This is a genomic window from Pelotomaculum schinkii (assembly GCF_004369205.1).
Classification (GTDB): domain Bacteria; phylum Bacillota; class Desulfotomaculia; order Desulfotomaculales; family Pelotomaculaceae; genus Pelotomaculum_C; species Pelotomaculum_C schinkii.
Genome location: NZ_QFGA01000004.1, coordinates 23,985 through 36,414, shown reverse-complemented (window position 1 = coordinate 36,414; position 12,430 = coordinate 23,985). Strand labels below are relative to the sequence as shown.

14 protein-coding genes are annotated in these 12,430 nt (G+C 52.2%); 2 read left to right on the top strand and 12 right to left on the bottom strand.

Annotated elements, in window-relative coordinates:
• Window positions 1–108: 108 nt before the first annotated feature.
• The 8 genes from dnaB to rpsF form a co-directional block, all read right to left on the bottom strand.
• Window positions 109–1,440 (bottom strand): replicative DNA helicase, encoded by a 1,332-nt coding sequence (dnaB, locus tag Psch_RS19190; protein WP_134216789.1) that lies wholly within the window; start codon window positions 1,438–1,440, stop codon window positions 109–111.
• Window positions 1,441–1,487: 47 nt separating this feature from the next.
• Window positions 1,488–3,428: a Lon family ATP-dependent protease gene (gene lonC / locus Psch_RS19185; protein WP_134216790.1), complete on the bottom strand. Its 1,941-nt coding sequence runs from the start codon at window positions 3,426–3,428 to the stop codon at window positions 1,488–1,490.
• 332 nt (window positions 3,429–3,760) lie between these two features.
• A complete protein-coding gene (gene rplI / locus Psch_RS19180; RefSeq protein WP_190259395.1) occupies window positions 3,761–4,213 on the bottom strand; it encodes a 50S ribosomal protein L9 in 453 nt (150 codons plus the stop codon).
• A 71-nt stretch (window positions 4,214–4,284) separates the two neighbouring features.
• Window positions 4,285–5,250 carry a DUF2232 domain-containing protein gene (locus Psch_RS19175; protein ID WP_190259394.1) on the bottom strand — a complete coding sequence of 322 codons (966 nt, stop codon included), beginning with the start codon at window positions 5,248–5,250 and terminating at the stop codon, window positions 4,285–4,287.
• Window positions 5,251–5,254: 4 nt separating this feature from the next.
• Window positions 5,255–5,572 carry a MazG-like family protein gene (locus Psch_RS19170; RefSeq protein WP_134216793.1) on the bottom strand — a complete coding sequence of 106 codons (318 nt, stop codon included), beginning with the start codon at window positions 5,570–5,572 and terminating at the stop codon, window positions 5,255–5,257.
• Window positions 5,573–5,921: 349 nt separating this feature from the next.
• The gene (rpsR, locus tag Psch_RS19165) at window positions 5,922–6,152 is read right to left on the bottom strand and encodes a 30S ribosomal protein S18 (RefSeq protein WP_134216794.1); all 231 of its coding nucleotides are present in this window, start codon (window positions 6,150–6,152) and stop codon (window positions 5,922–5,924) included.
• A 54-nt stretch (window positions 6,153–6,206) separates the two neighbouring features.
• Window positions 6,207–6,620 (bottom strand): single-stranded DNA-binding protein, encoded by a 414-nt coding sequence (locus Psch_RS19160; protein WP_134216795.1) that lies wholly within the window; start codon window positions 6,618–6,620, stop codon window positions 6,207–6,209.
• Between the two features lie 69 nt (window positions 6,621–6,689).
• Complete coding sequence (gene rpsF / locus Psch_RS19155) at window positions 6,690–6,977, bottom strand: 30S ribosomal protein S6 (protein ID WP_190259393.1); 288 nt, start codon at window positions 6,975–6,977, stop codon at window positions 6,690–6,692.
• A gap of 207 nt (window positions 6,978–7,184) precedes the next feature.
• Here rpsF and Psch_RS19150 point away from each other — a divergent pair, with 207 nt between their 5' ends.
• On the top strand, window positions 7,185–7,511 hold the full coding sequence (locus Psch_RS19150; RefSeq protein WP_134216797.1) for a carbohydrate-binding protein: 327 nt from the start codon (window positions 7,185–7,187) through the stop codon (window positions 7,509–7,511).
• A 201-nt stretch (window positions 7,512–7,712) separates the two neighbouring features.
• On the opposite strand, the gene Psch_RS19145 is transcribed toward Psch_RS19150, so the two are convergent.
• The 4 genes from Psch_RS19145 to Psch_RS19130 form a co-directional block, all read right to left on the bottom strand.
• Window positions 7,713–7,925, bottom strand: coding sequence for a DUF951 domain-containing protein (locus tag Psch_RS19145; RefSeq protein ID WP_190259392.1), 213 nt, complete (start codon window positions 7,923–7,925; stop codon window positions 7,713–7,715).
• 39 nt (window positions 7,926–7,964) lie between these two features.
• Complete coding sequence (locus Psch_RS19140; RefSeq protein ID WP_190259391.1) at window positions 7,965–9,380, bottom strand: aminopeptidase; 1,416 nt, start codon at window positions 9,378–9,380, stop codon at window positions 7,965–7,967.
• Between the two features lie 314 nt (window positions 9,381–9,694).
• Complete coding sequence (locus Psch_RS19135; RefSeq protein WP_190259390.1) at window positions 9,695–10,414, bottom strand: CvpA family protein; 720 nt, start codon at window positions 10,412–10,414, stop codon at window positions 9,695–9,697.
• 19 nt (window positions 10,415–10,433) lie between these two features.
• Window positions 10,434–11,543 carry a YkvI family membrane protein gene (locus Psch_RS19130; RefSeq protein WP_243124244.1) on the bottom strand — a complete coding sequence of 370 codons (1,110 nt, stop codon included), beginning with the start codon at window positions 11,541–11,543 and terminating at the stop codon, window positions 10,434–10,436.
• Between the two features lie 187 nt (window positions 11,544–11,730).
• Here Psch_RS19130 and yyaC point away from each other — a divergent pair, with 187 nt between their 5' ends.
• The gene (gene yyaC, locus Psch_RS19125; protein WP_190259389.1) at window positions 11,731–12,333 is read left to right on the top strand and encodes a spore protease YyaC; all 603 of its coding nucleotides are present in this window, start codon (window positions 11,731–11,733) and stop codon (window positions 12,331–12,333) included.
• The last annotated feature ends 97 nt before the right edge of the window (window positions 12,334–12,430 follow it).

The following is a 12,430-nucleotide window of genomic DNA, read 5'->3' as shown; positions in this document are numbered from 1 at the left end:
CAACACAAAGATCTTAACAAACCAAAGAAATCTTGTCAAGACAAAAAATCCCGGCCTGCGGCCGGCCAGGGACGATTTAACACCTGTATAGAGCCCTGGAGAGGGCTGTCAATGGTCTGATGTGTTTTTTATAATGGAGACAAACTTGGTATATTCTTTCAGGAAAACCAGTTCGACGCTGCCGACCGGTCCATTGCGGTGCTTGGAGATAATGACCTCTGCGATGCCCTTTTTCTCCGATTCGGGGTTGTAGTATTCATCGCGGTAAATAAACATGACCAGATCGGCGTCCTGCTCCAATGAACCCGACTCACGCAGGTCGGACATCACCGGGCGCTTGTTGGGACGCTGCTCCACAGACCGGCTGAGCTGAGCCAGAGCCAGTACAGGGATTTGCAGTTCCTTGGCGAGTCCCTTAAGGGAACGGGATATCTCTGAAATCTCCTGCTGGCGGTTTTCGGAGCGACGGCTGCCCTGGAGCAATTGAAGATAATCGATCACGATCAGCCCTAGCCCCTTCTCAGACTTGAGCTGTCTGGCCTTGGCCCGCAGCTGGCGGATGCTGATACCGGGGGTGTCGTCAATATATATTGGCGCCTTGGCCATTTTACCGGCCGTCTCGTGCAGCTTCAGCCAGTCCTCCTCATCAATGGTACCATTGCGAAGTCGCTGCTGGTCGACTTTCGCCTCCGCGCAGAGGATCCTCTGCGCCAGTTGCTCCTTTGACATTTCCAGGCTGAACACCGCCACCGGGATATTGTGCTTCATGGCGGCATTATAGCCTATACATAACCCTAAGCTGGTTTTGCCCATGCTGGGACGCCCCGCCAGGATAATAAAGTCGCTTGGCTGAAATCCGCAGCAGATCTGGTCCAGGTCCCCAAAGGATGTCGGCACGCCGGTTACAACGCCGCGATTATTGTAAAGGAACTCCAGGTGCGGGAAGGTCTGCAGGAAGATTTCCTTGATTGTGAAAAAGGCCTGGCTGGTACGCCGGTTACCGAGTTCCATGATCATCTGCTCGGCCTCGGCGATCAGTTTTTCAGGCTCCTCGTGTTCTTCGTACCCCATACCGGCAATGCGCGTCGACAGGTTGATCAGGGTGCGCAGGAGCGATTTTTCCTCGACGATGCGGGCGTAGTACTCCACATTGGCGGCAGTTGGCACCATTTCCGCCAGAGTGGCGATAGCCGCTACGCCGCCCACTTTTTCCAGGTCACCCTGCTGCCTCAGCTGATCACTGAGCGTGATCAAATCCACCGGGCTCCCTGCTTCATTCAGGAAGAGCATGGCCTCGTAGATGGTACGGTGGCTTTCCCGGTAAAAATCGCCCGGCTGGAGCACCCGCATCGCCTTGTAAATAGCCTCGCGGTCGATAAGGATGGCGCCCAGCACGGACTGTTCCGCATCTATATTCTGGGGAGGAATTCGGTCTAACAAAATGATCTCCTTTTTAACAAATGAAAGCCGTACGTTTCAATAAACAATCAGCTGACCAGTTCATCAACATCCGTGGGTGGAAACACGTGCCTGATGATATCTTCAACAGTGTGCGCCAGCACCACCTGAATGCCCTTTACCTCGGAAGGCACGTCATTTTCATTCTCCGCCGGCAGCAGGATGGTTTTGATGCCGGCCTGCCTGGCGCCATATATTTTTTCGCATACTCCTCCAACCGCGCGGACCTTGCCCTGGATGGACACCTCGCCGGTGACGGCTATATCCTGGGGTATGGGGCGCCCCTGAATAGCGCTTAAGATGGCCAGGAAAATAGCTACACCAGCTGATGGGCCGTCTATTCTGCCGCCACCCACCACATTAACGTGCAGGTCATAATTGCTGAGGTCTTCGCCTGTCAGTTTGCGTATTACAGAGGCGGCGTTGAACACGGAGTCCTTGGCCATACTGCCGGCGGTATCGTTAAAGCGGATGGCCCCCTGGCCCTGGCTGCGGGCGGGAAAAGCCACTGCTTCGAGTTCTAAAACTGACCCCAGGTAGCCCAGCACGCCCAGCGCAAAAATTTTCCCCACTTCCCGCCGGCTGGAAACCTTGCAGGTTGCATAGGGGCTGAGACGGCTTACCTGAGCCACTTCCAGGACATCTTCAAGGGTTATCGCGGGACATCCGCAATCCGTCTTATCACGATAGCAGGCCAGTCCGTAGGCGTCTGCCAGGATGCTGATGGCCTTACGGCCCTCAATGGTGTACTCGCTGATAGCCTCGGCCACCCTGTTATCTAAAAACACACCCAGTTTTCCGGCCGCCTGTGTCAAAATGGCCTGGATGTCTTTTGGCGTTAGCGGCTCGAAGAAAATCTCGGCGCAACGCGAGCGGATGGCCGGGTTAATATCTTCAGGCTCGCGGGTGGTCGCCCCGATTAAGATAAAGTCTGCCGGGGCGCCTTCTTCAAAAAGCTTTTTAATATACTGGGGTACGTTGGGTTCATGCGGGTCGTAATAGGAGGAGTCAAAAAAGACCCTCTTATCCTCCAACACTTTTAAAAGCTTATTCTGTAACAGGGGGTCCATTTCCCCGATTTCGTCAATGAACAACACACCACCGTGGGCGTCGGAGACCAATCCCAGTTTGGGTTCCGGCACACCCGTCTCAGCCAGATCCCGCTTTGCTCCCTGGTAAATAGGGTCGTGCACTGAGCCCAAGAGCGGGTTTGTAGCTTCACGGGGATCCCAGCGCAAGGTGGCGCCATTTACCTCCACAAAGGCCGCTTCCCTGGCAAAGGGCGTCCCCTTGGCCGCTTTAGCCACTTCCAGGGCCAGCCTGGCTGCAGTGGTTTTGCCTACACCCGGCGGTCCATAAAGGATAATATGCTGTGGATAGGGAGATGCCAGCCTGGCCAATAAGGCATTAATTGCGCGCGACTGGCCAACAATTTCTTCAAAGGAAGCCGGGCGCAGAAACTCCATGGCGGAGGTGGTCAGTTTTTTTTGCTCCATCTTTTCCAGGAGGGCCAGCTTCTTTAAAGTGTGGGCGTTTTCCGGACCTGCGTTCTCCTTGATAACCTGCATTTTTATTTCTTTGACATACTCCTCGTGGCGCTGCTGCAGCTTTTCGCTGATTTTCTTTTCCAGCTGGTCTTCGACCGTGCGCCGGGCAATATTATCGGCAATCTCTTCTTCTATCTCTTCCAATATGCCCGGGATGGCTTCCTGCTCGGGCGGGGTATTAAAGGTTGGATCCTCGAAAACCAACTTCTGGAGGGCCAGTACTCTTTCCTCCATCCTTTCGGAGCGCATGAACTGCAGGGCATCCAACTTGCCGGCCCGCAGGACCAGCTTGTCGGAGCCGTACAGATCAGCCAGGAGGCCAAACATAGCCGTAACCTGGCGTTTAATTTGCTCGTTGCCTTTCAGTTTAACAGAGGTTTCGTTTTTGTTCCCTCCGATAAACTTTTCGAGGAATACTTTCATGTTGTGCTCCTTTCAGTGCTACCCTAAAAATAAGAGTCCGGCATAAGAAGCGATAACCCCAAAACGTGGGGGCGATTCATTCGACAAGTGCTGCATTCGCTCCCTACAAGTTCGGCGCCAGCGCGCCGTGTGCGAAAGAAAATCGCACGGCTCAAGTCGCCGCCATAGAGGCATAGGCAAAACCTGAAAGACCCGGTGTGGTGTTACCCACATTGCTGCGTTTTCCTACTCTGCCGGCGCCGCGTTATGGTTGTGAACTAACTGAACAACCCGGCGTTTACAGTTTACGGGCACAAACAACCGGACCAAACCCAGAGAAAGATGATGGTTAATCAATCCTGCTCCCCAACCACTTTGACCTTAATCTCGGCATGTACATCCGGATGCAGTTTGGCCACCACAGAATACTCTCCAAGCTGCTTGATGGGCTCCTTCAGAATAACCTTCTTTTTGTCAAGCCTGATACGATGTTGTAAGACCATGGTGTCGCAAACATCCTTGTTGTTGACAGAGCCGAAGAGCTTGCCGCCCTCACCGGCTTTAGTCTGCACAACTACTGTAATCTTTCCCAGGCGGGCTGCCAGTTCTTCCGCCTCCCGCCTTATTTTTTCCCCTTTTAACGCATTCGCCTGCTGTCGCTCGGCCAGTTCCTTCATCTTTCCCTGGGAAGCCTCGCTGGCCAGGTTGCGCGGCAGCAGATAGTTGCGGGCGTAGCCTTCCGCTACGTTGATTACGTCCCCCCGCTTGCCCTGGCCGGGTACATCTTTTAGCAGTATTACTTTCATATCCATTACCTCCTGGAAAGCTAACCTCAGCCTGTTTTGCATGAAAAACACTTGGACGGCCCTATAAGGGATTATTCCTTCGCTTCCGGCAGCTGACGCATGTTTATCAGAGGGTCAATCACTCCCAACATCAAAAAAACAGAAACACTGAAGGGCAGGTAGACTAAGACCAAGGCCAAAAGCGCCAGTTTGAAAGGCCTGGCCAGTTTGATGCTGCGGAAAAAATACGCGGCGACAGAGGCTCCCAACACCAGGTGAAAATAAAACAAGACGAAAAGGATGTTCTTTCCTATCTTCCCCACCAGCGGTATTGATAAAAAATCACCCGCCAGGGTCATCCCCAATCCTGAAATAAGACCCCAGATGGCATACCATGGAACATATACCCTGCTGAAGGCGGGGACCGGCGGCAACTCATACTGCATCCGTCTGAGCACGGTTCTGGCCGCAAAATACGATAAAACTGCGCCGGCAGCCGAAGCTACAATATACTGACCCGGAATGAATAGTTCAAAAAGGCTCGTAACGTTCTGATTTAAGTTTCCCTGCATCTCAGGGGGAACGTCACTGAAAACATTCACACTACTGTTCGCTTCCAGCCACTGCTCGACAAACAACCGGCTGTCCTGGTCCAGAGTAAACAGCTTTATGCCTGTAATGACATCTATGAGCAGAGCTGAAAGGAGCGTAAGAACAGCCGCCCCGGCCAGTCCCGCAAAAATACTGATACCGGGGGATACCTGATTTTTAAACAGTAAACCGTACAAAACACCCAGCAAACCTGCCGGTAAAAGCATCAGCAAGGCCGGAGTTTGGCCGGGAACCAAAATAAACAGGCTGGTTCCAACCACCGCCAGGCTTAGGCCGGCGTAGCGGGTGTCAAGCCGTAAAACCAACAGTATCAACGGCAGGGGGAAAACTACTGTGGCTAGAAGACCGAGAAACGGTACATAAAGACCAGCCAGAACAAACAGAATCGCCAGGGATGTAAAAAAAGCCCATTCCGACAGGGCTCTGGTCTTATTGCCGGTCAGCAAAGAATCACCTCTTTTTTTCGGCCAGATAATTTAACAGACCCGAGAGGTCGCCGTACCATTTTTCAACCTCATGCTCCTGGTCGATGCCCTTACGCAGTTTTGCTTCCACTTTCAAGTCGAGTCGGTTAAAATTAATACCCAACCGCCGGCCTAATACATAGCAAGTGATGTGCAAGCTGGCCAGCGCGTCCATGATTAACTCCTCATTGCTTCTAAGCATGGCCTTGAAAAGCGCAGAAACGGAGGTAATCAAATCTGCCTTTAACCAATCGATTATTTTAATATTCTTGGCAATACCGCCCTCCTGACTGCCGGGTAACATGGGTATCCTCCTTCGGTAGACTTGACACTTGACCTTTAACTATTCTTCAGGAGCGATTTCTTTTCCTGCCCCTATCATGGCCGATTTGCCTGTTATTTGTTGCCCCAAATGTATGGGCCTAGAAGCTTTCAATATAATTTCACAAAAGAGGTCATGGTCTACTATTCATCATACCTGCCGCTTTTGCAGGCAGCCGCCAGTTCACTACGCTTCTATGCAAGCTTCATAAACATGCTTGCACGCGCTACGGAGAACGCGCCCAGGCGCTCCGTAGCGCTTTCGGCCGGCCCTGTGCCCGCGAAAAGACACGTTTAATTAAAAAAGGAGGCCTTGGCCTCCCCGGTAGCTACTATTCCGCTGTAAACGGCAGGAGCGCTATATTACGAGCCCTCTTAACCGCTGTGGTCAGCATGCGCTGGTGTCCGGCGCAGTTTCCAGAAATGCGGCGGGGTAGAATTTTGCCCCGTTCGGTGATATATTTTTTAAGGCGAGGTATATCTTTATAATCAATTGCTTCCATTTTATCCACACAGAAACTGCAAATCCGTTTTTTACCGCGACGGCCTCTTTCACGTTTCACGATTTATTCGCGCACCTCCTCATACCGGCCCGCTGCGCTGGTACCGGTCATTTATTAAAACGGTATATCATCCTCATTAAAGCTAATTTCGCTCCCCATGCCCTCGTCGGCGTGGTTGGGGTGACTGGCGTTATATGAAGATCCGCCTTCTTTGGCGCGATCCAGAAAACGCACATTCTCGGCAATTACCTCGGCGGCTTTGCGTCGTATACCCTGGCTGTCGTCGTAAGAGCGTATCTGCAATCTACCGTCGACCGCCACCAGCCTCCCCTTGCCAATATAGTTGGCACAGTTTTCGGCCTGTTTCTGCCATACCACGATGTCAATAAAGTCGGCCTCTTTTTCCCGGTCCTTGGCCTGACGCCGGTCCACGGCCAAGGTAAACCTGGCTACCGCCACACCGTTAGGTGTGTAGCGAAGCTCCGGATCTTTGGTAAGCCGGCCTATTAGAATCACTCGGTTTAGCATTTTTCTCACCGCCTTAAGTTAATCTTTTTCCAGCGGTCAGCGCTAAAGGTAGTTATGCTCTACCTGGCGCTACTCGTCCTCCCGGACGATGATATGTCGCAGCACTTCATCCGTAATCTTAAAAACGCGATCAAGCTCTGCAGCCACTTTGGGTTCTGCATTCATTTTGACCAGGATGTAAAAGCCTTCTCTGAAGTCTTTCACCTCGTAAGCCAGCCTGCGCTTGCCCCACTTGTCGAGTTTTGTAATCTCTCCACCGTGGCTTTCAATTAAAGACTGGAATTTATCCAATACCGCCGCGTTTTTTTCCTCGTCCAGATCCGGACGAAGCACAAAGACTACCTCATACTTGCGCAAACCATTCACCTCCTCCCTTTGGACTATCGGCCCTACACCAGGGGTAGAGCAGGGTGGAACGTCAAATGCAAATTTTGACCTATAGATTATAGCACAAGGACTTAAAATTGACAAGGATAATGGGAAATTTGTCCTCTTCCGCTTAGCTAATATTACAAAGGCCTTCGGCGCACAATAAAGCTGGTGAATATATTGGGAGGTGCTTTTGTGAGCTCAATTAAGCCTTTTACCTACTCTCATTCCATCCAAGGCGTACAAGTTAAACCGCTTTCGGAAGACGGACGGCATGTAAGCATACTTTACAAGGGTCTCCTGGCAAACCAGGGCGCTGCCAGCGTTTACCTGCACTACGGGTACGGGGAACAGCAGGATTGGCTCGAAACAATCGACCAGCCGATGGAGCAACGCAACGACGGATGGGAAAAGGCTGTACGGCTAGAAAAGGGCAACCAGCTAAACTTTTGTTTCAAAGACAATTCCAACCACTGGGACAACAACAACGGAACGAACTGGGCCTACCGAATTTCCGAGTAGTCCGGCGCGAATAATTCTCCACCCACAATTTCTGGTGTTATAGCTTATCAAATGATGCAACTTATTTTCATGATAGCTGCCCACGCCGCTAGCGCGGCGCCACGTATGATGCAGGTGCGAATTTCAATCGCACACGGCGCGCCAGCGCCGAACTTGGGCATCTAAAGTAACTTTTGTGCGAATGAATTCGCACCTGCATTTTCAGGACAGCTGTTCCGGGGGGCTTTGTGTTCCCTGTTGGACCACCGTTTTAACCGCTTTTTCAAATTTAGGCCGCGGCAGCAGCAAAACCCGCCCGCATTTCAGGCATTTAATCCGGAAATCCACGCCAGTGCGAATGACTTCCCACAGGTCGCCGCCACAGGGGTGGGTTTTTCTCGTCCTGACCACATCCCCGACAGTATACTTATGCAAATCGTCGACCTCCTCACAGGCGGATGGTCTTGAAGCTTGTCATTGTAAGCCAGCCAGAAAAGCCCGGTAGCCCTGGTAGGCCATGTAGATATCCGCCTTGCTGGCCACCTCAAGGGGAGAATGCATACCCAGCAGGGGCACCCCGCAATCAAGGACATCCATGCCGTGCTCTGCCAGGAAGTGGGCGATAGTCCCGCCCCCGCCCTGGTCTACCTTACCAAGTTCTCCAGTCTGCCAGGTTACTGCGGCGCTGTTAAACAACCTCCTGATCGTGGCCACCACTTCAGCATGAGCGTCGGAGGAAGAAGATTTGCCGCGGCTTCCTGTATATTTGGTTAAGACCACACCACAGCCCAGGCGGGCAGTGTTCATTTTCTCAACTACATCCCCGAAATTGGGATCCAAACCTACATTTACATCGGCTGAAAGGGCAAAGGAGTTAGCAAGTACCCGCCGTACAAGGAGATCGCTGTAAGATGGCGTGCAGCGTGAGACGATTTCCGCAACCGTATGCTCGAAAAAAGCCGAATTCATCCCGGTGTTGCCGAGAGAGCCTATTTCTTCCTTATCGGCCAGCAGCAGCATGGATGTCCGTATAGGGTTGGGCGTATCAATTATAGCCCTCAGAGCAGTGTAAGCGCAAACACGGTCGTCTTGACCGTAAGCGGCGACGAAACTCCGGTCCAAACCGGTGTCCCTGGCAGACCAGGCCGGGACGAGTTCGAGTTCAGCGCTGATCAGATCCTCTTCGTTAATCCCGTATATGCGATGGAGGTATTCGAGGACATATAATTTAAAACGTTCCTTCAGATCAACCCCGCCCAGCGGCATGCCTGCGGCCAGGACATTCAAGCTTTCACCGGGTACGGCGTCAATCATTTTTTTCTCCATCTGGTCCTTGGCCAGGTGAGGCAACAGATCTGTAATAGTAAAAACCGGGTCTCCCGGCGCCTCTCCTATTACCACAGGAACGGCGTTGCCGTCCCCCTTGACGACCACCCCGTGCAGGGCCAGGGGGAGCGACAGCCACTGGTACTTTTTAATTCCACCATAATAATGGGTTTTCAAGAGGGCCAAACCTTCTTCTTCAAACAGAGGTTGCGGCTTGAGATCCAGTCGCGGGCTGTCTACATGCGCCCCCACCAGGTTCAGCCCGTACTCCAGTGGTTTGCTGCCAATGACTGCAGCGATGAGAGCCTTTTGGCGGTTGACTGCAAATATTTTGTCCCCTGCCTTTAACCGGACACTCCCACCCAGGGGTAGAAAGCCGGCGCCCCGCAGTTGAGCAACAGTTACATCAACCGCTTCTCTTTCTGTTTTACAATCGTTTAAGTATCTCTTATAGTATTCACAAAAGCCCATGGTCGTAGCTTTTTCCTGATTAGACATCCTGTCCCAGACATTGCGCCTGCTGTAAGCAAGTGTTTGAGCAGGGTACTCCTTATCGACATGCATTGTTTAGGCCTGGTTTCTAAAATCCAAACAAAGGCCTTTGTTTGGATTTCGCTCCTGCCGACTAAACAGGAGGCAGTTGCAAAAGGATTCCACTTCGTAAGCTAATATCTTCGCCGCTTACATTCATTGGATGTAACTGCTGAGAAACCCTTTTCCCTTTCACTTATATTCTCACTCAGCTATATATAGTTTACCTGCTAACCGTTACCATTTTATCGCAGAACTTGTGTTCGCATCAATAGATGTTTGATGTTTTTGTTATGGACATTGGCGGCATGTACTTCTATTATACCCCTTAAACGTGATGGAATATATTAGTTTTCTTTGAGTTCCCCCGGTTCTTTACGGAGCACGGTGGCGCCGGTGGGCAGCGATCGTCCGATTGCACTAAACAGAGGTTCAAAATATGGCAGCAGCATGGAGTCCTCAAAGGCGCCGCTGCGGCGCTGGGTAGCGCCGGGCGTCCCGTGCTGGCTGTCAGGAAAAGAAGTGGCGCTCTGAAAGGGTGTAAGCAGAGCCAACAAGATGACTACAACGGCCAACCCCCGGACGGTTCCGAACAAAAGACCACCGAGATGGTTCGGCGCTCCCAGCAGACTGAATTGAGCCACCTTGGTCAAAACTATCCCAGCCAGGTTAATAGCCCAGGTGGTGGCCAGCAGAAGAGCTAAAAAGCATAGGGCGTCCAGCGCCACGGAGGCAAAGCTTCCGGCCAGGTAATCACCGATATCAGACAGTTGACCAGAAGCCGCGCTCCCTGCGGATATAAGCTTGCCCGGCTGAGCGGCGCCGGGAACAGGGCTCTGGGAAGGCATCCAAATTTTAAACAACTGCATGATCAGAGGCTTAATCTTTTCTTCCACATTCCAGTTTATGATAAGGTAATCCGCAAGGGGACGGTGATAGGTGTAGGCGACAAACAGGCCAACCAGGGTGCCGGCCAGTCCTGCCAAACTTGCCAATAGACCGCGGCGCAAACCCTGGAAAGCTGAAAAGGATACAATCACAACGATTAACCAATCCAGCCAGTTCATCTCAAGTCTCCCTGTCTAATCATATTTTCCTATTAATTATATTGAATCTTTTAATAATGTGAAGCATTTTTTCCGGTCTCCGGAAAAATTTAGAAAACGGCGCCGCCAGCAAGGCTAACAGCAACGCCAGCCCGACACAACCAAAGAGAGGGTAGAGTAACCTGACCAGCGCAGCGAAGCTGAACCCGGATAGAGGCAAGGCCAGCAGGCAGGCCCCAACACCAAAGATGCGGTAAGGCTTCAACGCTCCTCCGGCCAACCTGCTGGCAAAGCCGTGGGCCTGGGCGATAGCAGTGGTGAGGATAGCCAACCAGATCAGAAGGCCCAGAGCCTGTTGAAAGCCATAACCCAGGCGCCCGGCCAGGTAAAGCAGCGGAATTTGGTAAGTGGACGCCTCCGGAAAGTGCCGCAGTCCGGCCAAGGTAACCAGGCAGACCGCGGCTCCCAGCAGCAGGCCACCCAATACCCCCCCGGCCACTCCAATTTTGCGAGGAACCATCCTGCCCAGTGAGGAAAGGACTGCCACCGGCACCACCATGTTATAGGATACATAGAGCAAGCCCGCCACAGCCCAGTGCCCGGCCACCCCGGCCGCCGCCGGTACAACCGGCTCCAGGTTTACCGGCCCTCCACCCAGGCGCAGAGCAGCCAGCGATATAAGAGAAACCGCCAAAAATTTTAAGGGAACCATGAACACATTCGCCGTCAACACTCCATCCAGCCCCCCCAGGATAACCATTGCGGTCAGGGTGGCCACCACCAGGACCCCGGCTCTGGCAGGCAGGCCAAACTGCTCGCCGAAAACAGCCGCGCTGCCGGATAGCATCACACTAAGTCCAGCGAGAAGCATGCATAGATTTAATATATCTATAACCTTTCCAACCCGCGAACCCAGCAGCAGAGTGAGAATTTCCTTATAGCCGGTTGATTTCAACGAGGTACAGAGAAACATAACATAGCCGCCCAGATACGCAAACAGTGCGGTTGCCAGAGCTACACCTTTCAGCCCGCTTGCTCCGTGCAGGATAAAAAACTGCATTATTTCCTGCCCGGAGGCAAATCCCGCCCCGATTACAGCCCCGATGTAAGCGGTGACAACCTTGGCCAGCAGCCACACCTGTCCCTTCAAGCTGATTAGAGCCCCCTTTGGGCCGCTCCCGGATAGCAACGAAAGCCGCCTGATGCAATACTATGCCGGGAAGGACAGGAGCTGACCATAAAAATTATTTAACAGATTGAAGAATATCCCTCCTCCACTTTGGCAATAAATATATTATTGGAGAAAAATTGCTTGTGTCGCGTTGGGGGGAAGGCGCATGACCACTACTGGCAATCCTGGTACTGTGGTTTTATCTGATAAGACTAAAATAACTATAGAAGATCCGGTGGCCGTCAGCAAAATTGCAAGTGACCTGGTTAAGCGCATGCAGAGATACAGGGTAACCGGAGATACTGCCAAGATGTTGCTGTGTATCGGCACCGACCGGTCTACCGGGGACTGTCTGGGACCACTGGTTGGCTCAAAAATTGATTTAATGCAGCAAGATTTCTTTGCTGTTTACGGCACCCTGGACCAACCGGTACACGCCAGCAACCTCAAAGAGACCCTGGAACACATCAACAACCTCTATCAAAATCCTTTTATTATCGCAGTTGACGCCTGCCTCGGACGGCTCGAAAGCGTTGGCTGCATTCACCTTGGCGACGGCTCTCTACTGCCTGGAGCAGGTGTAAACAAAAACCTCCCCCCGGTGGGACAAATCCATATTACCGGCATTGTCAATGTTGGCGGCTATATGGAATACATGATCCTGCAGAACACCCGGCTCAACCTGGTGATGCGACTGGCTGACACCATTGTGGGCGGACTCATCAAGGCTATCCGCGAGTTTGAGCAGGAATACGCAGGGGGAGTATAAACCTGCGCGTATGTTATTTAGAGATTTATTCGTATGTGGGGAATGCTCTAATTGCATGACAAAAGGTTTTCGGCAATCAAACACCCGGGAAGCATAC

Bases quoted from the DNA above. Each gene is read 5' to 3' on its own strand.
- lonC (WP_134216790.1), bottom strand. From the start codon at position 3,428: ATGAAAGTATTCCTCGAAAAGTTTATCGGAGGGAACAAAAACGAAACC.
- rplI (WP_190259395.1), bottom strand. From the start codon at position 4,213: ATGAAAGTAATACTGCTAAAAGATGTACCCGGCCAGGGCAAGCGGGGG.
- Psch_RS19170 (WP_134216793.1), bottom strand. From the start codon at position 5,572: ATGTTACCCGGCAGTCAGGAGGGCGGTATTGCCAAGAATATTAAAATA.
- Psch_RS19160 (WP_134216795.1), bottom strand. From the start codon at position 6,620: ATGCTAAACCGAGTGATTCTAATAGGCCGGCTTACCAAAGATCCGGAG.
- Psch_RS19140 (WP_190259391.1), bottom strand. From the start codon at position 9,380: ATGCATGTCGATAAGGAGTACCCTGCTCAAACACTTGCTTACAGCAGG.
- Psch_RS19135 (WP_190259390.1), bottom strand. From the start codon at position 10,414: ATGAACTGGCTGGATTGGTTAATCGTTGTGATTGTATCCTTTTCAGCT.
- yyaC (WP_190259389.1), top strand. From the start codon at position 11,731: ATGACCACTACTGGCAATCCTGGTACTGTGGTTTTATCTGATAAGACT.